The sequence below is a fragment of the Paenibacillus sp. IHBB 10380 genome, from assembly GCF_000949425.1.
Lineage (GTDB): Bacteria > Bacillota > Bacilli > Paenibacillales > Paenibacillaceae > Paenibacillus_AQ.
The window spans coordinates 1,872,777-1,896,687 of sequence record NZ_CP010976.1; the positions used below are offsets into that span (position 1 = coordinate 1,872,777).

The following is a 23,911-nucleotide window of genomic DNA, read 5'->3' on the forward strand; positions in this document are numbered from 1 at the left end:
ATAAACTTTACGTTTCATATCTACGTGAATTTACAAAAAACCTTATCACTTGCATGAATGTTGTAATATTAATGATACAGGTTGTATATTCCCTATCGTCCCTCTCATTAGCAAAGCCTCCAAATCTTGACTTACATTAGCGAACATAGTAATTTTATCTTAACCGAAACATTAGTAGTCATTTAAGTAAACCCTCCTATATAAAAAATGAAAGGTGATTTTAAAAATGATGATATATAATCGTCTTGCAATAATGATGCCCCCATTTCCCTAGCTAAGCTTATATTGTTGTATTTCTAGGATATAAGCTTGTAGGAGGGCGAAAATAAAATGAAAAAATATGCAGCACCATCTTTGCTTTTAATGATTGTTCTTGTGGCTTTTCCACAAATTAGTGAGACAATCTACACACCATCTTTACCAGATATTTCTGCAGCACTCAGTGTCTCAAATAGTTCCGTACAGTTAACTTTAAGTATATATTTTATCGGATTTGCTTTTGGTGTTTTCTGTTGGGGATGGCTTTCTGATTTTATCGGACGGAGGCCTGCCATGCTAGGTGGCCTCATTGTATACGGTATCGGAAGCTTGATGTGTTTTTACTCTGAATCAATTAGTTTACTTCTTGTCAGCCGTTTCATACAAGCATTTGGAGCAGCAACAGGATCGATAATTACACAAACGATTCTTCGTGAAAGTATATCAGGAAATAAACGACATGTTATGTTTGCCCAAATATCCGCTGTAATTGCTTTTACGCCTGCAGTAGGGCCACTTATTGGCGGATGGGTCGACCAAGCTCTAGGCTTTAGAGCCGTTTTCTTTACGCTTGTGATTATGAGCGCACTGTTGTTTATGTATGCTTTTTTAAAACTGCCAGAAACAACTGATGTTTCCATAAGAAAAAAGGTTTCTATTCTACCTATCATTAAAAGAATGCTTTTATTACCACGTGTACTGGTGTTTGGGTTACTAATCGGCGGCATAAATGGGGTTTTATTCAGTTACTATGCTGAAGCTCCCTTTATATTCATTGAACACTTTCATATATCGCCGGGAGTCTATGGTTTTCTAGGCATTATTGTAGCCTTAGCGTCGATTGTTGGTGCAATGATTTCAAAAAGATTATTGTCCGTCTATGTACCAGAAAAGATCATTCATATCGGTTGTCTAGTTATGACAATCGGGGCTTTACTATTAACATTCGCGAGTAGTCTAGTAACGTTGCCGAATATAATAGTTATCGTATGTATTTTAATAACCATGTTTGTCATGTTAATGGGGGCTGGTATTGCTTTACCTAATTGTCTAAGTCTTGCCCTTGTCAATTTTCATGATGTTGTGGGCACAGCAGGCGCGATATTTAGCTTAGGATATTACTTGCTAGTTAGCTTAACGACATGGGGAATGAGCTCTCTTCATAATGGTTCATTGATGACGATGCCTATATATTTCTTAGTTATAAGTGGCGGAATGTGGTTGCTTGGTAAAAGGTTTATTGTAAAGGAATAACTTATTCTGTAAAAGTAACTTGTTTGAAAAGTGCTTTCTCTATTGTGCCTAAAAGGAGAAGTGAAACGGGGCCCTTACCACCTTTGTGGGATCAACAGTTCAATAAAAATGGCAGTCTAGAACTTTATTTTAATGTTCTGGACTGCCATTTTTTATATTGGTCCTATAGCTTATTTTGAGACCCAATTCCTACTTATATCTATGAACAAGGAGCACTAAATTAAGAAAAGTCCCTTGCTCTGTAAACGGCGGTTGCTTCAACTGAAAAGTTGTCCGAATGATATAGTTAAATAATTCCATTCATTTATTTGCGTCTTTTAAGAGAAACCGCGCGTCTAATCCATGTAAACTTCATGAAGCTACGAAAACATACAAAACAACATAAGGAGATTATAAACATGAAAAAACAAGTCATTGCAATATGTACTACTACAGTATTAGTCGGATCCATATTCGCCGGAATACAGAGCATAGCCCGGGCAGATCATTCCGAGGCGCAGACTCGACAAAGCTCACAGCAGCAAATGTCAAAACCAGCAGCCACAACTGAAACAACCAACAAACAAGCATCCGCAACGTTTCGCAACATTAAAACGGATCGAATCGAACAATTCAAGCTGACAGGTAAAGCCCGTGTATTTGAGGGAACTTATCAATATATCGTGAAGCAAGGTGAGCGTGTTATAGTCAAAGGCTTCGGGACGGCATCGCAAGGTGGACCAGAATGGGGTACGATTTCACAAACCATCTCGATTCCAAAAAGCAAGCTGTACGGCAAGCAACCATTAACGCTGGGATTATTTGAAATAGATGAAGAGAGCGGCGCTGTCGTAAATAAATTGACTGTTCCACTGAACGCAAGTAAAACAAGAAACAATAAGGTGTTTCATAATATTAAGCTTACTCCTGCAACAAAAACAACGATTGAATATACAGTGACAGGCCAAGCCAGCGTATTTGAGGGTACCTATCAATATGCCGTGAAACAAGGTGAGCGCGTGATTGTCAAAGGTTTCGGGACGGCATCGCAAGGTGGACCGGAATGGGGTACGATTTCACAAACGATTTCGATTCCAAAAAGCAAATTGTACGACAAGCAGTCGTTAACTCTGGAATTGTTTGAAATTGATGCAGAGAGCGGCGCTGTAGTAAATAAACAGACTGTTCCACTGAACGCAATTAAAATAGTAAACAACAAGGTATTTCGAGATATTAAGCTTGTTCCTGCAACAAAAACAACGATTGAATACTCGGTGACAGGCCAAGCCAGCGTATTCGAGGGCACCTATCAATATGTCGTGAAACAAGGTGAGCGTGTGATAGTTAAAGGCTTCGGGACGGCATCGCAAGGTGGACCAGAATGGGGTACGATTTCACAAACCATCTCGATTCCAAAAAGAAAACTGAACGGTAACCAACCGTTAACGCTGGGATTATTTGAAATAGATGCAGAGAGTGGCGCTGCCGTAAATAAATTAACTGTTCCATTGAACGCAAGTAAAACAAGAAACAACAAGGTGTTTCGTAATATTAAGCTAACTCCTGCAACAAAAACAACGATTGAATATACAGTGACAGGCGAAGCCAGCGTATTCGAGGGTACCTATCAATATGCCGTGAAGCAAGGTGAGAGAGTGATAGTCAAAGGCTTCGGCACGGCATCGCAAGGTGGACCGGAATGGGGTACGATTTCACAAACGATTTCGATTCCAAAAAGCAAGCTGTACGGCAAGCGACCGTTAACATTAGAATTGTTCGAAATAGATGCAGAGAGCGGCGCTGTTATAAATAAACAGACATTAGCTCTGAAATAATTGTCGTTTGGTCCTCCACGTATAATGAACGGCAATCAAGGAGATTCCATCACTGTTACATTATGCAACAGTGATGGAATCTCCTTTTCCCTAACACAAAGAAGAACATGATTTGAACGGCAGATGGGTCATCATATTTACATGCGTGGTGGTTAAATCTATATAAATGACAAGATGGAAGGAAGTGCAATACGTGAAGCAGACAGAGCTGGCAGCAAAAGCGATTGCTGGTGATGAAGATAGTTTTACCTTACTCATTGACGAAATGCAAGGGCGTTTATACCGGATGGCATTCTCATATGTGAGGAACAAGGATGATGCGCTGGAAATTGTACAAGAGACTGTCTACAAAGCCTTTATCTCCATTCATAAATTAAAGAAGCCGCAATATTTTAGCACGTGGATCATAAAAATATCCGTAAACTGTGCATTGGATTATATTCGTAAATCCAAAAAAATCATTTTTATGGATAAAGATCCTGAAGTCAGTTATGTCCCAGAAGATAGAGGAGAAGCGATTGATTTAAATGAAGCGCTGAGCGTCCTTGATGAAAAATCAAGAATCGTGATTGTAATGAGGTACTTTGAGGATATGCCGCTGAAGGAAATAGCAAATATATTGGATATGCCGCTGAGTTCTGTCAAATCAATGATCTACCGAGGATTAGAGAAATTAAAAATAAATCTGGAGGAGAGTGAGTACTTTGGATGAGAAACTGAAACGATTACAGCAAGCCTATAATGATATTGAAATTTTTGAAGAACTGTCTTTGGCCACTCGTAAAGGAATTGAGAGAGGCAAGTTTCATAAACAGAAAATACGCGCGACAAAACGCCGCGTGAAATGGATAGGCTCAACTGTAGCGGGTGTGTTGATTTCTTTTACGATCAGCGTCAATACGTTGCCTGCCTTCGCAGCTAGTCTAGAACAGGTGCCGGTACTCGGCAAGCTGGTGAGTGTATTGCAATTCTCCAAAGGAAGCGCCGAAGGCGGAATAATTCAGGATGGGACAGACGTTAATTTTATTACGGTGAAGCAACTGGAGAACAGTGATCATATTATTTTGAACTTTGTACAAAACAGTGAAGCACAGCAGATGGCAAGCTCGTTTAACATGAAATTTACGGAGTACCCCAATACGATGACAATTTCGGTTGGCGGGGCAAGGAAATTCTCCGCAGCCAAAGATCTTGAAACGTTGAAGCAAAGTAACTATGTTCAAGATGCTTATGAAATCATTACGTTGGACGATTCAGCAATTCGCTTTAATGTCACGTTTAAAGAGCCGGTTACCTACGAGGTGAAAGAGTACAAGGATCCTGCGCAGGTTATCATAAAGCTGACATCCGATGCGGAGAACTCTGTAAATCTTCCGCCTGTTTACTCTCTACGAACCGCTTCACTACCCTATGGAGAGGGCCTAGGCTCGGCTGAAGAAATGCTGTATGGGTTAGAGGGCTTGCGTGTATTGAAAGATCGGCAAGGCTCATTCTTGGTGGAGGCTGGATATTACAATACGGAAGCTGAGGCGTTGGCTCAGATGAAACGAATTCAGACTGAATATGGTTTTGAGGATTCGTTGTTTATTGAAAAACGATCATCCCTACAGATTCCGGAGTCCATTTCTGCTGAAAATGAATAAAAAAACAGCACTGAGGTGATGGTGTTTCTAATCATTTTTATGGATTTTTATGATGTTGTAGTGAATCAAGGGATAGAGTACAATGCATCGTATACAAAAGGGTAAGAAAGAGAGGTATACGATAACCTTAAATATATTAAATATGGAGATTCATGATCTTTTTGATCAATTTACTAGACTAACAGAGGGGCATGTTCAGCAAAACAGATGGGAACAACGGCTTACCATCCCCTCACATATTGGCAAGGGAAGCGTTACACGGACGCGGATTCGTCCAGGTATGGAGATCATGTATACGGATATTACATTCGAATAAGATATGAAGCTCCACATCCAGGAGGCTTGTCCGTTGTTCGAATTAAGCTATTGCGTAAGCGGCGAAATCTATTGCGAATGGAACGGTAAGGAAAGCCACACGGATAATCAAACAGGCAATGTTCTATTTCTAGAGGATGTTCAGGTATATGAAGAGAAAAAGGCAGGAATCCGAAATCAGTTGCTGGAAATAAGGCTAACTCCTAACGAACTGCTGCATTATGCCGAAGATCTGTCGGAGAAACAGCAAATGGAAACTTGGCTTAGACATCATCACGGAAATATTGATCGTTATCCGGAGACTACGGCAATCCAAAGATGAATGATAATCATTATCATATTGCGTTACAATGTTCAATCCACAAGTATGGTCTTTCTGCCTTTAGGCATCGGTTATTTCTTAACTTCCTTGGTATCGTCTCGCATTGTCAGCAGATGGGGGATGGTTGTGCTGAAAATAGGTGCGCTGGTGATGGGGGGCTGCAGCATGTTACTCATTGGGTCGCTGCATGTTGTGATGCAATGAATATGCTGCATTTCCGAAATATATTGATATTATTAATATATGGTTTCGGTCTCGGTATGATCACTACGCCGCTTGTCAACGTCGTTCTCAGCGTAGTACCAATGAAGGATGCTGGGACGGGTTCGGGCTTGTTTACTACATTTATGTATTTGGCAAATTCCTTAGGGGTGGCGTTGATCAGTATATTGTTCTCTGTCTCGTTGGGGCAATCTCTTATCGAAGCACATCTATCAGATTATGTACGGGCATTTTCCGTTTCTTTAATGGCAAGCGGAGGACTAGCTTTTGCCACGTTTGTTTGTCTTTGCTTCTTGCGAGAGCCAAAAAAATTCAAAAAAATCCATAAGTCAAACTTGGAGGTTCTGTATGAAGACATTATATGAGGTAGAATTACAATTTTACAAACCTGAAAATTTTGAGTCTCTTAAGGCATTTATATTACCGGAAGAACAAGAACAATTTACTGCATTACCCATCGAAATGTTGGAAATAACTCACGAGCGGCACCCTATTGTAATATTGAGTAAAAATGAATTAGTGGGTTTTTTTGTATTGCATTCAAGTGCAATAGTTAAAGAATATACTGAAAATCCACACTCTATGTTGTTAACTGCACTTTCAATAAATTACGCTCAGCAAGGTAAAGGATACGCAAAGAAAGGGATGGAGCTTTTAAAAGGCTTTGTAGATCAAGAATTTCCTGAATGTAATGAGATCGTTTTAGCAGTAAATAAAAGGAATATCCCTGCACAAAAGCTGTATGAAAAGGTCGGATATAAGGACACGAATAGAAGAAAGATGGGGCAACTTGGAGAACAATTGATTTTAAGATTGTCTCTTTGGAATAGACCTTTTATTTAAAGATGAAATATATAATGCATTAATCAGAGAAGAAAGAGGTTCATATAGAGGGTATTGGCCGGTCGTTCAACTATTTGATAAGAGCGTTTATACGTATTCCTAGGGTCGATTACATGTCTATGTAATCGATTTTTTTTGCTTCGCTATTACCAGAATACGTTGCATTTTTATTATTAACATCATAATGAAAATGATATCCTCTCCTCCAGTATAACCGGATGTAGCACAAGCGCACATGATGAAGTGGATCATGGGATTCATAACACAATATAGATATCTAGCCATTTATCTATTGCTTGATATTGGATTATCGGTATAATGGAACCTGTTTTTTTGTATTTTTTGGAGAGTTATGGTAACACTACATTGTACTAATGATGATCTGAGAATTCATCAGATGACACTTGAAAGACTTTATATTCCGTTTGCCCATTCGGTGATAAAGCGCCGATCTCTCATGATGAAGACTCAGACTACGGATTTTGACCGTGAAAAATAAATGGGAGCGCGTCAAGAAGGAGGAGGATTCTGTGTTTGCCCGTACAGATGATAAGATAACAACGGCACAAACAACAGTTATAGTTAGTAGCTATATGCTTGGAACTGGGGTTCTTACTCTTCCAAGAACTTTAACTGAGAGCGTTAAGACCCCAGATGGTTGGATATCTATTATTGTGGGCGGGTTGATTATGATGCTCGCAGGAATATGTATCGTGAAACTGTGTCAGCAATTTCCTGGTAAAACCATTTATCAATTTGGGAAAGAAATTGTAGGAAGTTGGATCGGGAGTTGTTTGATTATGGTGATGATCATTTATTTTGTTACTACGTCTGCGTTGCAGATCAGAGTCATGTCTGAAGTGATCATGTTGTATTTACTTGAAGGTACATCTCAGTGGGCAATCATTATGTCTTTCATGTGGATTGGACTGTATTTAATTACGGGTGGAATCAAACCAATCGCTCGGTTGTTTGAGATTATATTACCGATTACGGTTATTGTTTTTATAATTTGCTTGTCTTTGAGCAGCAAATTATTTGATATTGATAATTTACGTCCTGTGTTAGGAGAGGGAATCTTTCCTGTCATTAGGGGATTGAAATCAACCATACTTGCTTTTACAGGCTATGAGATCATGTTCATTCTCACGGCGGTTATGCAATATCCCAAAAAGGGTGTAAAGGCTGTGATTATAGGTACGGCAATACCCTTAGTTCTGTATGTATTTGCTTTAATTATAGCTGTTGGTGCAATGTCTATTGATGGAGTTGTAAGAAGTACTTGGCCAACACTTGATCTTATGCGAAGTTTTGAAATTACGGGCCTCCTTTTTGAAAGATTTGAGTTCTTCTTACTTGTTATTTGGATCATGCAAATATTCGCGACATTTACGATTACTTATTATGCTGCATCGATGGGTTTGGCTCAATTGTTCAAAAAAAAAATTAAACCTATCATATACGGCTTATTGCCGATCATATTCGTCGTTGCTCTGCTACCCAAAAATATGAATGAAGTATTTGATTTTGATGATTTCGTTGGAAATAGTTCTATCTATTTGTTCGGGTTATTACCCGTACTCCTTCTTCTAATCGCAAAAATATTCAAAAAGGGAGGTGTAAAGTAAGATGAATAGCATGAAACCGTTATCGATAGCATTATCAATAACCGGTAAATCATCCTAGCGGATGAAGTGGAAATCAAACTTCACAATCGCCAAATCCATAGCTATATCTTGGGTGGCGATAATCTCCGTTACGGCTTGAATCGAGGGCTCGGCTTCAGCCCCGGCGACCGTTCGGAATATATCCGGGTTCATCCAAACGTATAGATTTCTGTGAGAAAAGAGTCCGGCACTTAATATGCCGGGCTCTTTTCTTCGATATTCGTATTTTTTCTGATTACGAAATCTTACAGATACTTTGGAATTGATTGTATCGATTCATTTACGACAATATCTCTATGAATAATTTATTTTTCGTGATATATTTTACCAATCGAGGAGGGAGGGTATGTATAATAAGGTATTAAATGTATTTACATATATTAAATATTACGATTAAAGAAAAGAGGAAGATGACGAAACATGAAAAAATTAGGAATACTTATTTTAGCGACAGCGATAGGATTAGGTTTCAGTAACAACGTATTCATCCCGGCTGCGGTAGCAGCCCAATCGACTCCAACCACTGTACTGAAAAACTTGGCTGTAAGCGGGACGGCAACGGCTAGTGGAGAGATTGGATCACACCAAGGGAAGGATAAGGCGTTCGACCAGTCCATTTTTTCGAAATGGTTATCATTAAATTCCCCAGCATGGCTGCAATATGAGTTCACTACTGAGAATATCGTTACTTCGTACTCCATTACATCCGCAGAGGATGAACCTTATAGAGACCCGAAAAGCTGGGTATTAAAAGGCTCCAATGACGGGTCTATCTGGACTGTGCTGGATACACAGCAGAATCAAAGCTTTTCCTCCCGACATCAAACCAAAACCTATTCATTTACGAATACAACTGCTTATAAATTTGTGAAGTTTGATGACTTTACTAATCAGTACGGAAGCGGCATGCTGCAGTTGTCCGAAGTCAAACTATTCGATGGCAGCGTACAGACATGGAACACGATCAAGCCTACGGTTACGGGTAGCGGAGAAAATGCGCCTACCGATATCAAAGCGAACTTGGTGGACGGGACAAGCGTTACCAAATGGCTAACTTATGACAATACCGCTTGGCTTCAGTTCGACTTCGGCGAGCAGGTGACGATCGATGGTTACGCACTTACGGCGGCTAACAATACGCCCCAAGGTGATCCGAAGAGCTGGGTCCTGCAGGGGTCCAATGATAATACTAACTGGACGACTCTAGACACGAAAAGCGATGAGACTTTCAAAGTTCGGCATCAGCGTAATCATTATATTCTGAATAACAATACTACGGCTTTTCAATATTACAGGCTTAACAATTTGAAGAATCATAGCGGCTATGTCTTGCAATTGGGTGAAGTTGAATTTTCACGTACAAATGATATGTGGCATGATGTGAACCCGGTCATCGAAGTACAAAATCTTGATTCAGCAGGCTACGGAAGTTTATTCGATCAAGCTCTTCCCAATGCCGAAGAAGATATATTGGTGATCATACGTAAAGTAAACGAAATGTTATATAATAATTCTACAGAGTCGTCTAGCGTAAAGAAAATCCTGGTGACCATTGATGATGTCCCTGGGGTTGCTTGGATTTCGGGAGACAGTGAGCTGAAGACGCTCGGCATAAGTTCACAGTATCTAGGTAGCTTCGTAGCTAGTCCCACAAAATCAATGCGCGAGGAAATTATCGGCATCCTTTACCATGAATTGGGTCATGCTTATCAATATAGTGGACTTGATGTGGAAGCTATAGCTGATAGCCTACGCTATGTAGTGGGTTACCATGACCGTTACACCGCCACCAAGGGTGGAACTTGGCAGAATAACGGAACAGCGAACTTTATTCGCTGGATTGAGGATACCAAAAAAAGAGGGTTCATTCGTGAACTGAATGCGACTCTGATGCCTTACGGACTCGTGGACCCGAATCAAGTTCAATTGTGGAAAGAAAGTCAATTTCAATTGATTACCGGAACAGACGTGAATACGCTCTGGACTCAATATCAAGCGACACTTCCTAATTAATAAAGCTGAGCCTAAAGTAACCCTGACTCATCAATCTAGAACACCCTATGCTTCGAGATTAGATAATAGAATAATGTTGTAACGAATCTACTACGAGTAAGCAGCGCGTGCCGATACACAATCGGTGCGCGCTGTTTGAGTTTAGCTGAAACCGTTGCGGATTGAGGTATGACTAATTCCGTATAGAACAAGCTCCATTTATGGAATATAGAAAAAGCCCATGGGATCAGCGTCCGTAGAAAAAAAGCAAAGCCTCGATCATTCCGGAGCTTTGCCGACAATTATTCTGCCTCTTTCAAGAGAGGAGGAATATATAATTTTCTTTTACTCACACAGGCAATATTTCCCTAATGCTTTCGCGCCCCTTTTTCAATAAAGCTTACATCGCCGGCAACTTGTAGGGATTGTCGAAGCAGTTCAGAAGGGTAAGTTGAGCGAGGCACAGCTTGATAAAGTCGCTCGCCGTATTCTTGATCTTGTACGTAAAACAATCGAAACAGTTATGCTGTAACTTTAACTACATCTATTTAACTCAGCAGGTTTAAGTTTGCTTCTTCAAGCGAAGGTATAAGAAATTTATGATCAATAGGCGATGACATCACGATTAGAATCGTGTAGGTCCCGTATTTATCACATTGATTTCCGAACTCCTCGAGGGCACGTGTGGATTCGGTTATTACTTTCAATAAGTAGTTGTGTTCTCCACTTATACGGTAGCATTCGACGACATCGGGAGCTGAGCGGCAGAAATCAAGGAATGCGTTACAATCCCTTGAATGAAACAACATGTAGGCAGCAGCATGTTTCCCAATTTTTTCAGGGGAAATTATGGTGCGATACTCGCTGATGATCCCTTTTTCCTCCATGCGCCTAACTCTTTCCGTAACTGCGGGTTGTGATAAACCGACACATTTTCCTAGTTCCGTCATAGAAATTCTCGCTTGGCTTTGAAGGTGGAAAAGGATTTGCTTATCAACGTGGTCCATCGAAATCGACTCCTTTAAATTTAAAGTATTCCTTATAAACTAGCTTGTAATTAATCGTTTCAAGGCTAATTTAACTTAGTTACCTTATGTAATCAAGATAACTTATTTTATATAATAAACTTACAATAGTAAAGTGTTCAAGGCTTTAACTATTTCGAAAGGATGAAGACTGTTGAGTATGTTGTATTCAAACAAAGTTAATTCAGAATGTTTACCAGGTCGCATCGATGAGGTAATCGATCGAACGCTTGCCGACAAGCGGTTGGTCGGGGCTGTCATTAAAGTGGCGATAGATGGGGTACTGGTTTATAGCCGCGCTGCTGGTCTTGCCGACCGCGAGATGAACCGGCTCATGCGAGAAGATGCCTTATTCCGGCTCGCCTCGGTTACCAAACCTATCGTTTCAACGGCTGCGCTAGTACTAGTTGCACAAGGTCGCCTACAGCTGGACGACCGCGTTGATCGTTGGCTTCCAGAGTTTCGGCCACGTTTGCAGAACGGCGAGTTCGCGACATTGACGATTCGTCACTTGATGACGCACACCGCGGGTCTGTCTTACCGATTCTTTCAAGAAGAGAATGGTTCATATCAGCAAGCAGGGGTATCGGATGGTATGGATCAGCCTGGCATCACGTTGGAAGAGAACCTGCGTCGTCTAGCCTCTGTACCGCTCCTTTATACGCCAGGCACCGAGTGGAAATATTCTATCGCGACAGATGTGCTTGGAGCAGTAATTGAAAAGGTCACAGAAACACCGCTCAGCGAGGCCGTACATTCGCTGGTGACAAAGCCGCTTGGCATGAGCGACACCGGTTTTATTGCAGCCGATCCAGAACGACTGGCCACTTCCTATGCCAATGATGTACCAGAGCCACGGCCTATACATGATCCCGACAGTATTGCCTTTTTGGAGGGCACGGCGGGCTTCCAGCTTGCTCCTGGCCGGGCACTTGACGACACTGCCTATCCTTCTGGGGGAGCTGGCATGGTCGGCAGCGCCGGGGACTTTTTACAACTGCTGGAAACATTACGCAAGGGCGGAGCACCCCTGCTGCCCGAGTCTATGGTTCGTGAAATGACTACCAACCAGATCGGTGTTCTGCCAATGGCCTTTTGGCCAGGGCGAGGCTTCGGGCTAGGTATTACTCTGCTCAAGGATCCTGTCGCCGCAGATACTCCGGAATCCCCGGGTACATGGCGCATGGGTGGCACCTATGGTCATTCATGGTTCGTCGATCCTAAGCAGCGGCTCAGCGTCGTGGCGTTCACCAATACCGCACTGGAAGGCATGTCGGGTCAGTTTACTGTTGACCTTTGTGAAGCCATTTATGACAGGATCAAGAAATAGAGAACGAACACAAGAGCCTTGATCCGGCATGAGCCGGCCAAGGCTCTCTGTGTAGTAAGATACTGTGAACATTAGACCTTCAGTACGTCACTTCATTCTATTAGGCGATTAATCGCATTGCAGTGGATCATGTAATCTACAATTTATACAAGAGAGGTGCTTCTGAAATGAGCCAAAACATAACTTCTGTCACACAGAGTGCCTCCAGCACTCCCTCTTCTGAACGCCTCCCATGGGCTGGATTACTCGCCCTTGCTATGACGGGGTTTATCTGTATTCTTACCGAAACGATTCCAGCCGGCTTGTTGCTCCAAATAGGTGATGGGCTTGGAGTCTCTGAGGCCCTTGCGGGTCAACTTGTCACCTTGTACGCCCTTGGTTCACTGTTGGCCGCGATTCCCTTAACCACTGCGACGCGCGGTTGGCGGCGGCGACCATTGCTACTAATGTGCATCCTTGGTTTTCTCGTATTCAACACGGTTACCACTCTTTCTTCCAATTATACACTGACGCTGGTAGCTCGGTTCTTCGCGGGCGTATCCGCTGGTGTCTTATGGGGTATGATAGCAGGCTATGCCCGGCGCATGGTGCCGGAGTCACTCAAGGGACGAGCTATGGCGGTGGCGATGGTTGGTACGCCCCTCGCCCTGGCACTCGGTGTCCCCGCTGGAACACTTATCGGTGCCCTTGTGGGCTGGCGCGCTGTCTTCGGGATCATGTCGCTTCTGGCTCTGATGCTGGTCGCTTGGGTGCTTTGGAAGCTACCGGACTATCCAGGAGAGGCACCCGATAAACGGCTCCCTCTCTACAAGGTCTTTGTTATTCCGGGAGTGCGGCCGGTACTGTTTGTCGTTCTGACTTGGGTGCTAGCACATAACATCCTGTATACCTATATTGCACCGTTTCTTGCTCAGACTGGGCTTACCCAGCGCGTTGACTTGGTACTGCTTAATTTCGGTATTACAGCGCTTGTTGGCATCTGGGTCATCGGTGTTTTGATCGACCGCAAACTGCGTCTATTGGTTCTTATCAGCCTCACTGCTTTCGCCCTGGCATCCGTTGCACTAAGCATAAGTAGCAGCCAGCCCGTCGTGATCTACCTAGTGGTTGCTGTGTGGGGGTTGACGTTCGGGGGCGCGGCGACTTTGCTACAGACAGCAGTTGCTGAAGCTGCTGGCGAGAGTGCAGATGTGGCTCAGTCGATGCTGGTGACGGCATGGAACCTAGCCATCGGGGGGGCGGTGTGATGGGCGGGATTCTTATAGAAACACTTGGTGTCGGCTCCTTCCCGTGGGTATTGTTTATTCTACTGATCTTTGCACTACTAGTAGCGTGGCGAGCTAGAGAATACGGATTTCCTTCAAAGAGGCGTTGAGGCACACAAACTTGCAATGACATAATAATCAGCTGTTAACGGTAGTTGAATAAGAAATTAAAAAAATAAGCCAGTAGTACATATTGGTCATGTATAATATGTACTACTGGCTTATTTATATTAGATTTTTAAAATTAGCTCTTGATAAACCTTTATCGCCTTAATTCATGAATGATTTGTCGAGTACATAAAAGGGCGCCCACGATGTGTAGAGAGGTATAATAAATTTGCAGGAGTTAACCCTAAAAGGGGCACCTAATATACAAAAAGAGCAAAGGAAAAGGGAGATACGATGCCAGAGAAAAAAGAAATAATAGAAACAGGATGGAACTTCGACAATAGTTATGCTCGTCTTCCGAAATCAGTTTTTACTAGACTTAACCCATCCCCTGTACGCTCACCAAAGTTGATCATTAATAATGGTCCGTTGGCAACATCCCTAGGGTTGAACGTCAAAGCGCTGCAAAGCAATGATGGCATAGCGGTGCTTGCTGGTAATCAGATTCCCGAAGGTGCTTTGCCTCTTGCTCAAGCTTATGCAGGGCATCAGTTCGGGCATTTTACCTTATTAGGGGACGGCCGTGCTCTTCTGCTTGGCGAACAGATCACGCCCGTAGGTGAGCGGGTTGATATTCAGCTTAAGGGTTCAGGTAGAACCCCATACTCTCGCCAAGGCGATGGTCGCGCAGGACTAGGACCGATGCTGCGTGAATACATCATCAGTGAAGCCATGCATGCGCTTGGTATTGCTACCACCCGTAGTCTAGCGGTGGTGACAACCGGTGAGTCAGTCATCCGCGAAACCGAGCAACCTGGTGCAATTCTGACTCGCGTGGCTGCTAGTCATCTGCGCGTCGGCACCTTTCAATACGTTTCAAAATGGGGCACTGCCCAGGAACTCCAGGCACTGGCTGATTACACATTGCAAAGACATTTTCCAGAAGTTGAAGCTGATGAGAATCGCTATCTGATCCTACTTCAAGAAGTAATTAAGCGTCAGGCTACGCTGATTGCTAAATGGCAGCTCGTTGGCTTTATTCACGGGGTGATGAACACCGACAACATGGCCCTTAGTGGAGAAACCATTGATTATGGTCCTTGCGCCTTCATGGATGCCTATGACCCAGCAACGGTATTCAGTTCCATTGACATTCATGGCCGCTATGCCTATGGCAATCAGCCGCATATTGCCGCATGGAATCTTGCGAGATTTGCTGAAACCCTATTGCCGCTGCTGCATGTCAATGAGGAGAAGGCTGTCAAACTGGCCGAGGATGCGATTTCAGATTTTACCGAGTTGTATCACCGTAATTGGCTCACGGGGATGAGGGCAAAACTGGGGATTTTTAACGAAGAGCTACAGGATGAGTTCCTTATTGAGAGCCTACTCAGTATGATGCAGAAGTATCGTGCGGACTACACCAATACCTTCCGTGCATTAACTTTTGATAAGCTGGAGGATACGGCCCTGTTTGGCACGACGGAATTTGCTCATTGGCATGAGCTATGGCAGGCGAGACTGGTCAGGCAGCAGGAACCAGAAGCCTCCTCGCATCAGTTGATGAGAAACAGTAATCCCGCGCTAATCCCTCGCAACCACCGGGTAGAAGACGCTCTAGAAGCCGCGGTGAAACAAGGGGACTACAGCGTGATGGAGCGGCTTCTTAATGTTCTTTCGAGCCCCTATGCGCACCTTCCTGAACAGGCTGATTACTCCACACTGCCTGCGCTGTCCTCCCATCCTTACCGGACTTTTTGCGGGACCTGATATTATAGAAGCAATAGACCAACGAATTAATTGTGAAGAAAAACTTCATAATGAATGTTTACAGAAAGGGGCTACTAATTAGCCCTTTTTCTATTACTTATATTTCAAAAGGGTTATCTAAAGCGTGCCAAATGAGGTCCGGGGGAGTGCCAAGATCATCTGCCGGTACTAGTACAATATTTTGCGGTTAAGAAGCCAAGACAAGTTAAGGTGAATAGTATTTAAAGAAAATAAAGTGATGGACCAGGATATTATAGTTTTATTAGCGCTTAGTCCGAGCTTTTTGTTCATTTACTTTTGATAAAGCATTACACTACTTAGGCTAAACTTTATGAGATACGAAATCTCTCCAAGGAATGGGGGAGATTTTTTATTTTGAATTGAACGATTTAGTGATCTTACTCGTACTATAGCTGTTCGATATACAACACGGGGAGGTAACAAAAATGAAAAGAGGTCTAACTGCTGTGCTTGCTCTATCTGTCGTATTTACCATGCTCAGCTCAACTGCAGCAAAAGCGGCAAGCAACAAGGAACATCTATTTGAAAAAACGAAGACGGTGGCTGCGGAGAAGGCGGCACTGCTCACGAGCAGCTACGGCACAAACAGTGTACAGTATGCACTTATTGATCATGGCAGCATGATCGTGTCTGGTCATACTGGCAAGAATGATGCAGAGGGGAAGCAGGCTCTAACCGCAGACACGATCTACGGAATTGGATCAACCAGTAAAATGTTCGTTACTGCTGCCGTCATGAAGCTGGTCGACGAGGGAAAATTGAATTTGGATACGCCCGTTACCGCATACATATCTGATTTCAAAATGAAGGACGAACGCTACAAGAAGATCACGCCACGCATGCTGCTGAACCATTCGTCTGGTCTAAGCGGCGCAACCATGGGTAACACGATGTTGTTTGGTGATAACGACACACTTGCCCATGATACATTATTGCAACAGCTGGCAGCACAAAGTCTGAAAGCAGATCCAGGTGCGTTCTCTGTTTACTGCAACGATGGATTCACTCTCGCTGAGATTCTAGTGGAGAGAGCAAGTGGTGAAAGCTTCACTTCCTATATTCATAAATATTTCACCGAGCCATTAGGCATGGACAACACCAAGACACCGCAGGAACAAGTGGAGCCAAGGAAGATGGCAGGACTATACTATCCGACATACCCGGGCCAGCTTCCAAAGGACACAGTTAACGTCATTGGTTCTGGCGGAATTTACTCAACAGCTGAAGATGTAGCGAAATTTTCGCAAGTATTCACAGGTCAAGTGAAAGGCATTGTGTCGGATTCATCTATTCAAGCGATGGAACAAAAGGAGTATAAGAAGGGCTTATGGACAGACGAAGCTGACTCCTCTATTGCTTATGGACTCGGATGGGATAGTGTGAATTTGTTCCCATTCACAGATTACCGAATTCAAGCTTTAACCAAGGGCGGGGATACGATTCTGTACCATTCGTCTCTCGTCGTTCTGCCTGAGTACAATATGGCTGCTGTCGTGCTGTCCTCGGGAGGTTCAAGCCAGTACAATCAAGTGATGGCTAATGAAATGCTGATCAGTGCCTTGCAGGAAAAAGGAATCATTACCGAGTTGAAGCCACAGAAGTCGTATGGCGAACCTATGAAAGCGAAAATGCCGAAGGAAGTAGCGAAGCACGCTGGCGCATATGGCTCATACAACGCGTTGATGAAGGTAGACATCAGCTCGGAAGGAGAAATGACGATATCGATGCTCAATATGCCGAGCTACCCAGTCGAGAAGTATACGTATACCGCAGATGGTTCCTTTGTCAAAGCCGATGGTAGTGCGAAAATAAGTGTTGTCACAGCGAATAATGGTCGTACGTATCTGTGGAATCGAGCATATATCACAATGCCAGGAATAGGGCAGACGGCTTTGTCCCAATATTCAGCAGAGAAGCTTGAAGTGAACGAATTATCTACTGAAGCTGCAGCGGCTTGGTCAGAACGTGAAGGAAAGAAATATTACGAAGTAAATGAGAAATACACATCACAGCTGTATTTCGTGATGCAGCCGTCTTATCAAGTTGCCACTGCGAAGGAGGCTCCAGGCTACTTGGTGAATCGTAAAATAACAGGGGCGAACACAGCGGTCAGCGAGCTGCATATCCCCCTCTTAGGCGGGAGAGATGCGATGCAATATAACTTCTACACGAAGGACGGCGTGGAATACCTCGATGTGGCGGGCAGCCTGTATGTTCGTGAAGAGGCCGTTCAGCCATTCTATGTAGGCATACAATCCAAGGCTACGATTCCAGAGAACGGGCTGGCTAAATGGTATGCAATTCCTACCGAGGCTGCTGGGAAGACCATGAAAGTCACGATGCCAGAAAAAGGTGCGTTCGCTGTCTATAACGAGCAGGGTGCTTGTGTAAACTACACAGTAGTTAGTAAGCAGCATGAAGTGGCACTCCCTCAAAATGGCATGATTGTATTTGCGGGCGAGTCAGGCGCGGAGTTCCATATTGCGCTACAATAAGTTTTCTTTAGTAATGAAATTAAATGTGGAGAACGTAGCCCAAGCGAAGGTGCGGGAGCGTTCTCTTTCTTTGTGCTCCCACGAACGCATCGACTGCAAAGAAAGTATGGTTCGATAAAATGATTCACTGAGAGAGTAAATATTTTGGATGATAACGGTAAGAGGTTTTATTTATGATTTATACTAGTTTCATAATATGAATCTATTTGACATAATATAGAATTAAAGTATAATATTGATTAAAATAATCATATTATTGCTTTTTAGGAGGAATTGAAATGGAAAATGTGAAAATGCAAGATTATCTTGAGGGCAGTCAGCAGCAGTGGGATGAGGAGTACAGTACGGGAGTGTGGGATTATTTATCCGATATCACAGAGTTTGCTAGATATTCGACCGTATATGGATATGTAAGAAAATTAGTAGCAGAGGAAGGCATCTTGGATATGGGCTGCGGCACCGGAATATTGTACGACTTACTTCTGGACAGCGAGAAAAAAGTGTATACAGGCGTTGACCTTTCTCAAGAAGCGATTAAAATAGCCGCAGGTAAATCACCTGAGAACTCATTTTACTGCGGGGATATTCTGACGTATGTCCCTCAGAAGCAATATGATGTCATGATTTTTAACGAATCGCTGCATTATGTGACCAACACTTCGAGCGTTCTTATCAGATATTCCAATTATTTAACGCAGAATGGTGTTATCATTACTTCCTTGTATTCTCACAAAGATACCACTGATCTTGCATTCTCTATTATCGAAAACAAGATCGAAGAAATTGAACAATGCAGTCTGTTTGAAGTGTTGGATAAGGTCACCGTATTTAACCACAAAGCTGGGCTGAAATGGTACATACACCTCTTGAAGAAAGTTTAGAAGATATAAGAAGAGATATATTCACCTATTCGTGACATGACTGATCCTACCATTAGGCGACAGCGACAATCAAAGTGCTAATAACAATAATGACTTTTAGTCCGAAGGTGAACTAAAAATCTATTATCTCATGCTCCGATTAATATCCGCGTATATCGCGGTTTTTTTATTTTATCGGTATAGATTCTGTCACAAGTCAATGTTAAGAATATCGATTAAAATGTTCTGAAAGTAGTGGGAGGCTTCTATAAGATGGCCCGACATGGGAACAAGGAAATTGTGAATGTTCATTTGCACCTCTACCGAGATCAGTGCATACGGATAACGAAACACGTTGGCTCATTATTGAGATGGAGAAATCTTAGCAAACAATATTTTGTACTTATCACGTTGGAGTTGGAAGAGAGTGTGTAATCTCGAGATCATTACCTGAAGACCTAATAAATCAGTGGCATTCTACTTTAAATGATGATCTCTCAATTAATATAAAGTTAGCTATCTTTCACATCTTAATCGTTTTAAATGGAGGGGAAATATCGCAATGCGAGAAGAGGCAGGGTTAAAAAACTCAGGAATAGAAATCGGTATCTACACGCTTGGAGATATAGGAATTGATCCTTATACCGGCACAGCAATCAGCACTCAACAACGAGTAAGGGAAATAATCCAAGCGGCTCAACTCGCTGACGAGGCTGGACTTGATGTTTTTGGTGTTGGCGAACATCACCGCTTAGACTATGCAGTATCAGCTACCCCGGTCGTTTTGGCGGCTATTGCCCAGGTAACCAAACAAATCAAATTGACTAGTGCAACTACAGTGTTAAGCACCGTTGACCCTGTACGTCTGTTCGAGGATTTTGCTACTTTGGATTTAATTTCAGACGGTCGTGCAGAAATAATCGCCGGTCGAGGAGCGACTTTGGAATCTTTTCCATTATTTGGTTATGATCGGAATGACTATGATGCCCTGTTTTCAGAAAATATGGACTTATTTTTAAAGCTCAGCGAAAAAGAAAATATCTCTTGGACGGGTCGCTTTCGTTCCTCATTAAGCACTGCTGCAATTGCACCCCGACCAGTACAAAGTCAATTACCTATCTGGATTGGTGTTTCGAGTACAGAGGACAGCGCAGCCCGCGCTGGCAGGTTAGGCATTGGGATGGCAATAGCTATCTTAGGTGGAGATCCAGCTCGATTTATGCCACTTGTTGATATATACCGTAAAGCTGGTATTGAAGCTGGTCATGCTCTGGAAGATCTCAAAATAGGTGTAACGGGGCATGCGTACATTTCTAAAACATCCCAACAAGCCAAGAAGGAATTTTACCCTTATTATTCAAATTACTGGTCATACGTTAATCGTCAGCGAGGGATGGAATTTAGGATAGCAAGAAGCGAATTTGAAAGAATGACAGGTCCAGATTCCGCATTATTCGTTGGCAGCCCTCGACAAATTACAGCGAAAATCCTTCGCCAATACGAACTGTTTGGGCATCAGCGTTTTATTGCCCAGATGGACATAGGAGGTTTACCATTTAAGAAAGTAGCTGACAGCATTGAGCTGCTAGCTACGAAGGTAGCCCCGATTGTTCGAAAAGAAACGAGTAAGTGATATTAAAGCACTCCGAATTGATTACAAAAAGATGGGTTGGGATGATGCCTATGAAGAACGCGATCGCCAATTGTCTCTTCCAAACCATGTTAAGCAATAAATGAAATAAACAACAAACAGCCGGGTTTCAGAAACTCAGTTGTTTGTTGTTGGAACAATGGCATAACTATGGAGTAATACTACGGGATAAGGTCTTTGCTCTGTATATTCTGGACGAGTATCTTGTACTTGCTATTTTATCAATTGAGTAGTAAAGTGATATTAAGGTTAGCGATGAGGAGGAAAACGAAATGCGTAATAATACGGTAGGATCGTTAATCTGGTTACGTTTAATGCGTTTTACGAACCAAAGTAACCAGATGTCGAATGACTTTCTGAAACGTTTTGATTTAACAACAGCTCAATTTGATGTACTTATGCAAATTCGCATTTATCAGCCACTCACGCAAATGGTGTTAGCCGAAAAAGTGACTGTTACGCAAGGTGGTATTTCGCGTATGCTCGTACGTCTTGAAAAAGAAGGATATATTGTACGTAAGCAAGATTGGAAGACAAAAACGATTAGTCTCACAGCAAAAGCTGAATCTATTTTAGAGCATGTAATGCCTGAACAGTTAGCATTTCAAACGTCATTTTTTGATGATGTATTAAATGAAGAAGAACAAACAATACTTTACACATTGATGACACGTGTGCACAAACATAGCCAACAAAAAGAATTACCGCCTGAGTAATTTTTTTTTACAACATCATTTGATTAGTCAAGTTATAAAAGGGAGGAATAACAATGTATACAATTCCTGGGCATCATCACATTTCCATGATTACAAAAGATGCTCAAATGAATAATCAATTTTATCAAAAAGTATTAGGACTACGCAGAGTAAAAAAGACTGTTAATCAAGATAACCCAAGTATGTATCACTTATTTTACGGAGATTTAACAGGTAGTGCGGGTACGGAGCTGTCATTCTTTGAAATACCCAATGTGGGAAGTACAGTTCGTGGCACGAATGCAATCACACAAATCGGCTTACTTGTTCCTTCATTTGAAAGTCTGGTGTTTTGGGAAAAACGTTTTGAGTTATTAGATGTAAAACATGGTGAAATTACAAGTTATGCTGGCAGAGATGCTTTACATTTTGAAGATTCAGAAGGCTTACGAATGATATTGTTAAATAATAACGGTGAAGAGGTTCCTGACAACTGGTCAGCATGGGAAGACTCTATTATCGAACAACAACATCGCATTTTAGGAATAGGTACAATAGAAATAACTGTGCGCCACCTGGATCGATTAGCGAAAACATTAACAGACATATTTGGTTATGTAGAAGCATCCCACTCTGATAACGAAGCGATTTATCAGTCTGTTGCAGGGCAGTCATTTGGAGAGATTGTTATTAAACAACAAGAAGGTGCAAGTGAGAAACCCGGAAGAGGAAGTATTCATCATTTAGCAATCCGTGTTAACAACGAAGACGAGCTGCACTATTGGGAAGCGGTCGTTAAAGAACGTGGCTTCCACTCATCAGGAATTGTGGATCGTTATTACTTCCAAAGCTTATATTTCCGTGAATCAAACAATATTTTATTTGAAATAGCAACGGATGGTCCGGGATTCACCACAGATTCAACAGTCGAATCGTTAGGACAACAATTAGATTTACCACCATTTTTAGAAGAACGACGTACAGAAATAGAAGCAAATCTAATACCACTCGATTAAATAAATAGGAGAGAATAAACATGGAGCAATATCGTATTGATACAAATAAAGGACTTGAATTCGGTTTATATTCGATTGGGGATCATATACCTAACCCACATACAGGCACAATGATTAGTGCTGAACAGCGTATTCAAGAATTAATTGAGGCAAGTAAGTTAGCGAATGAGGCAGGACTTGATGTATTTGCTGTCGGTGAAAGTCATCAGACGTATTTCACAACACAAGCGCATACGGTCATTTTAGGGGCAATTGCACAGGCCACAAAGCGCATTAAAATTGCTAGCTCTGCAACGGTGTTAAGTACAAGCTAAGAAATAAGGAGTGCTTAGGATGAAGATTGTAGCCATTGCAGGTTCTATTGTAGGGTCTAAAACAAGAACAGCGAGAAGGAACAGAGGCGCTTTCGTCAATGAAATCACCAAAGCTCATTTTGGCGATAACCTGGATCCAGATGTGTGTCGTCATAATTAATGAGTATTTTTCAATTTTAATGAGAAAATTTTTTAGAAATTAGTGAGAAATGAATGAAACCTTGGTATTGAGCCTTTAAATAGAAACAAAATAGACAAAGATTTATTTATTAATTATATTCTTCGACTGGACCACAACCATAAGGTTGGCACATCTGAATTGTCGAAACAGTATTAATAAATCCAGTATAATCATGATATTGATAATAGTGGAAGTCTTTCCTAATGGTTAAAGTCGCAGAAAAATCACTGTGCCTTTCTTCTTTTATGTATGTTTTTTCTATCCAATAGGCTCTTGGTGCATTCATAGAAAGATAATAACCGCCAACGCTTACAAGTACTCCTAATATTTTTCCAGTTGTAGGTCCGCCTATAAAGGAAGCAAGTATACCTGCTAGTGTAGAGGCAGTGGCATATCGTAACTCAGTCGAATTTTGTACCGCTCCTTTATATACAAAACCTTCTGATAATATCTGTGCAGAGGATTCGAGTTTTTTTTGAATGGGTTCAACTTCTTTAATTGCATAATTCACTTCGCCGGTTTGCAGGTTTTCATACTTTACTTTATTATCATCAACTTTTGTGATTTTGAACTCTTCTTTTCCATTTGAATCTGTTGCAATATAGTAATTGTCGTATTGAACTAATGTAGAACCATCTGTAAAAGTGACAGAATTACTGGTTGTGCTTTTAACTAAGTCTGAGAGACTTACAGCTTGATCCATTTGTGATACTGGCAAAGAAGATGGTAAATTTTCCTGATCCTGAGCGAAGGCTGGAATTGCAATAGATGTAGAGAGCAGAACTCCTGCAATAAATGTGTTAGCAATTTTTAATTTTATCATTTTTATCCTTCATTCATTCTTTCCTTT

The 23,911-nt window shown here is 42.0% G+C and carries 21 protein-coding genes and 2 pseudogenes; 21 read left to right on the forward strand and 2 right to left on the reverse strand.

What is annotated here, in order from left to right; all coding sequences use genetic code 11:
* Positions 1-330 precede the first annotated feature (330 nt).
* From UB51_RS08025 to UB51_RS08070, 11 genes are all read left to right on the forward strand, one after another.
* Positions 331-1,512, forward strand: coding sequence for a multidrug effflux MFS transporter (locus tag UB51_RS08025; RefSeq protein ID WP_044876865.1), 1,182 nt, complete (start codon positions 331-333; stop codon positions 1,510-1,512).
* 398 nt (positions 1,513-1,910) lie between these two features.
* Positions 1,911-3,326 (forward strand): Gmad2 immunoglobulin-like domain-containing protein, encoded by a 1,416-nt coding sequence (locus tag UB51_RS28800; RefSeq protein WP_234405565.1) that lies wholly within the window; start codon positions 1,911-1,913, stop codon positions 3,324-3,326.
* Positions 3,327-3,492: 166 nt separating this feature from the next.
* Positions 3,493-4,038, forward strand: coding sequence for a sigma-70 family RNA polymerase sigma factor (locus UB51_RS08040; protein WP_234405566.1), 546 nt, complete (start codon positions 3,493-3,495; stop codon positions 4,036-4,038).
* Complete coding sequence (locus UB51_RS08045) at positions 4,031-4,969, forward strand: DUF4179 domain-containing protein (RefSeq protein WP_044876866.1); 939 nt, start codon at positions 4,031-4,033, stop codon at positions 4,967-4,969. The genes UB51_RS08040 and UB51_RS08045 overlap by 8 nt, the downstream gene beginning before the upstream one ends.
* Positions 4,970-5,051: 82 nt before the next feature.
* Positions 5,052-5,285 carry a hypothetical protein gene (locus UB51_RS26305; RefSeq protein WP_052675805.1) on the forward strand — a complete coding sequence of 78 codons (234 nt, stop codon included), beginning with the start codon at positions 5,052-5,054 and terminating at the stop codon, positions 5,283-5,285.
* A 33-nt stretch (positions 5,286-5,318) separates the two neighbouring features.
* A complete protein-coding gene (locus UB51_RS26310; RefSeq protein ID WP_052675806.1) occupies positions 5,319-5,606 on the forward strand; it encodes a hypothetical protein in 288 nt (95 codons plus the stop codon).
* A complete protein-coding gene (locus UB51_RS28805) occupies positions 5,603-6,193 on the forward strand; it encodes an MFS transporter (protein WP_234405567.1) in 591 nt (196 codons plus the stop codon). Before UB51_RS26310 ends, UB51_RS28805 begins: the two co-directional genes overlap by 4 nt.
* Complete coding sequence (locus UB51_RS08060) at positions 6,177-6,671, forward strand: GNAT family N-acetyltransferase (protein WP_044876867.1); 495 nt, start codon at positions 6,177-6,179, stop codon at positions 6,669-6,671. Before UB51_RS28805 ends, UB51_RS08060 begins: the two co-directional genes overlap by 17 nt.
* Before the next feature lie 530 nt (positions 6,672-7,201).
* Positions 7,202-8,299 carry a spore germination protein gene (locus tag UB51_RS08065; protein ID WP_044876868.1) on the forward strand — a complete coding sequence of 366 codons (1,098 nt, stop codon included), beginning with the start codon at positions 7,202-7,204 and terminating at the stop codon, positions 8,297-8,299.
* A gap of 66 nt (positions 8,300-8,365) precedes the next feature.
* Positions 8,366-8,503 carry an adenylyl-sulfate kinase gene (locus UB51_RS26950; protein ID WP_324607753.1) on the forward strand — a complete coding sequence of 46 codons (138 nt, stop codon included), beginning with the start codon at positions 8,366-8,368 and terminating at the stop codon, positions 8,501-8,503.
* 255 nt (positions 8,504-8,758) lie between these two features.
* A complete protein-coding gene (locus tag UB51_RS08070) occupies positions 8,759-10,351 on the forward strand; it encodes a basic secretory protein-like protein (protein ID WP_044876869.1) in 1,593 nt (530 codons plus the stop codon).
* 527 nt (positions 10,352-10,878) lie between these two features.
* Here the strand turns inward: UB51_RS08070 and UB51_RS08075 are convergent.
* The gene (locus UB51_RS08075) at positions 10,879-11,337 is read right to left on the reverse strand and encodes an Lrp/AsnC family transcriptional regulator (protein ID WP_044876870.1); all 459 of its coding nucleotides are present in this window, start codon (positions 11,335-11,337) and stop codon (positions 10,879-10,881) included.
* Positions 11,338-11,515: 178 nt separating this feature from the next.
* Here UB51_RS08075 and UB51_RS08080 point away from each other — a divergent pair, with 178 nt between their 5' ends.
* The 10 genes and pseudogenes from UB51_RS08080 (at position 11,516) to UB51_RS28170 (ending at position 23,040) form a co-directional block, all read left to right on the forward strand.
* Entirely contained in the window at positions 11,516-12,685 is a 1,170-nt protein-coding gene (locus UB51_RS08080; protein ID WP_044876871.1) for a serine hydrolase domain-containing protein, read from the forward strand.
* Between the two features lie 167 nt (positions 12,686-12,852).
* Positions 12,853-14,060 (forward strand): annotated as a pseudogene (locus UB51_RS08085) (MFS transporter).
* A 292-nt stretch (positions 14,061-14,352) separates the two neighbouring features.
* A complete protein-coding gene (locus tag UB51_RS08090) occupies positions 14,353-15,828 on the forward strand; it encodes a protein adenylyltransferase SelO (RefSeq protein ID WP_044876872.1) in 1,476 nt (491 codons plus the stop codon).
* Between the two features lie 446 nt (positions 15,829-16,274).
* Positions 16,275-18,344: a serine hydrolase domain-containing protein gene (locus tag UB51_RS08095; protein WP_044876873.1), complete on the forward strand. Its 2,070-nt coding sequence runs from the start codon at positions 16,275-16,277 to the stop codon at positions 18,342-18,344.
* A 278-nt stretch (positions 18,345-18,622) separates the two neighbouring features.
* Positions 18,623-19,225: a class I SAM-dependent methyltransferase gene (locus UB51_RS08100; RefSeq protein ID WP_044876874.1), complete on the forward strand. Its 603-nt coding sequence runs from the start codon at positions 18,623-18,625 to the stop codon at positions 19,223-19,225.
* Positions 19,226-19,766: 541 nt separating this feature from the next.
* Complete coding sequence (locus tag UB51_RS08105) at positions 19,767-20,837, forward strand: LLM class flavin-dependent oxidoreductase (protein ID WP_044876875.1); 1,071 nt, start codon at positions 19,767-19,769, stop codon at positions 20,835-20,837.
* Positions 20,838-21,127: 290 nt separating this feature from the next.
* Entirely contained in the window at positions 21,128-21,571 is a 444-nt protein-coding gene (locus UB51_RS08110; protein WP_044876876.1) for a MarR family winged helix-turn-helix transcriptional regulator, read from the forward strand.
* Positions 21,572-21,624: 53 nt separating this feature from the next.
* A complete protein-coding gene (locus UB51_RS08115) occupies positions 21,625-22,566 on the forward strand; it encodes a ring-cleaving dioxygenase (RefSeq protein ID WP_044876877.1) in 942 nt (313 codons plus the stop codon).
* Positions 22,567-22,586: 20 nt separating this feature from the next.
* Positions 22,587-22,877, forward strand: a pseudogene (locus UB51_RS08120) (LLM class flavin-dependent oxidoreductase); the annotation flags it as partial.
* 22 nt (positions 22,878-22,899) lie between these two features.
* Positions 22,900-23,040 (forward strand): hypothetical protein, encoded by a 141-nt coding sequence (locus UB51_RS28170; RefSeq protein WP_160297235.1) that lies wholly within the window; start codon positions 22,900-22,902, stop codon positions 23,038-23,040.
* 109 nt (positions 23,041-23,149) lie between these two features.
* Here UB51_RS28170 and UB51_RS08125 read toward each other — a convergent pair whose 3' ends face one another.
* Positions 23,150-23,884, reverse strand: coding sequence for a hypothetical protein (locus UB51_RS08125; RefSeq protein ID WP_044876879.1), 735 nt, complete (start codon positions 23,882-23,884; stop codon positions 23,150-23,152).
* Between the last annotated feature and the right edge of the window lie 27 nt (positions 23,885-23,911).

Coding starts and splice junctions, on each gene's coding strand:
- UB51_RS08060 (WP_044876867.1), top strand. CDS start 6,177: ATGAAGACATTATATGAGGTAGAATTACAATTTTACAAACCTGAAAAT.
- UB51_RS08115 (WP_044876877.1), top strand. CDS start 21,625: ATGTATACAATTCCTGGGCATCATCACATTTCCATGATTACAAAAGAT.
- UB51_RS26305 (WP_052675805.1), top strand. CDS start 5,052: ATGCATCGTATACAAAAGGGTAAGAAAGAGAGGTATACGATAACCTTA.
- UB51_RS08075 (WP_044876870.1), bottom strand. CDS start 11,337: ATGGACCACGTTGATAAGCAAATCCTTTTCCACCTTCAAAGCCAAGCG.
- UB51_RS08105 (WP_044876875.1), top strand. CDS start 19,767: ATGCGAGAAGAGGCAGGGTTAAAAAACTCAGGAATAGAAATCGGTATC.
- UB51_RS08095 (WP_044876873.1), top strand. CDS start 16,275: ATGAAAAGAGGTCTAACTGCTGTGCTTGCTCTATCTGTCGTATTTACC.
- UB51_RS08110 (WP_044876876.1), top strand. CDS start 21,128: ATGCGTAATAATACGGTAGGATCGTTAATCTGGTTACGTTTAATGCGT.
- UB51_RS08040 (WP_234405566.1), top strand. CDS start 3,493: ATGACAAGATGGAAGGAAGTGCAATACGTGAAGCAGACAGAGCTGGCA.
- UB51_RS28805 (WP_234405567.1), top strand. CDS start 5,603: ATGAATGATAATCATTATCATATTGCGTTACAATGTTCAATCCACAAG.
- UB51_RS08025 (WP_044876865.1), top strand. CDS start 331: ATGAAAAAATATGCAGCACCATCTTTGCTTTTAATGATTGTTCTTGTG.
- UB51_RS28170 (WP_160297235.1), top strand. CDS start 22,900: ATGAAGATTGTAGCCATTGCAGGTTCTATTGTAGGGTCTAAAACAAGA.
- UB51_RS08080 (WP_044876871.1), top strand. CDS start 11,516: ATGTTGTATTCAAACAAAGTTAATTCAGAATGTTTACCAGGTCGCATC.
- UB51_RS08090 (WP_044876872.1), top strand. CDS start 14,353: ATGCCAGAGAAAAAAGAAATAATAGAAACAGGATGGAACTTCGACAAT.
- UB51_RS08100 (WP_044876874.1), top strand. CDS start 18,623: ATGGAAAATGTGAAAATGCAAGATTATCTTGAGGGCAGTCAGCAGCAG.
- UB51_RS08070 (WP_044876869.1), top strand. CDS start 8,759: ATGAAAAAATTAGGAATACTTATTTTAGCGACAGCGATAGGATTAGGT.
- UB51_RS28800 (WP_234405565.1), top strand. CDS start 1,911: ATGAAAAAACAAGTCATTGCAATATGTACTACTACAGTATTAGTCGGA.
- UB51_RS08125 (WP_044876879.1), bottom strand. CDS start 23,884: ATGATAAAATTAAAAATTGCTAACACATTTATTGCAGGAGTTCTGCTC.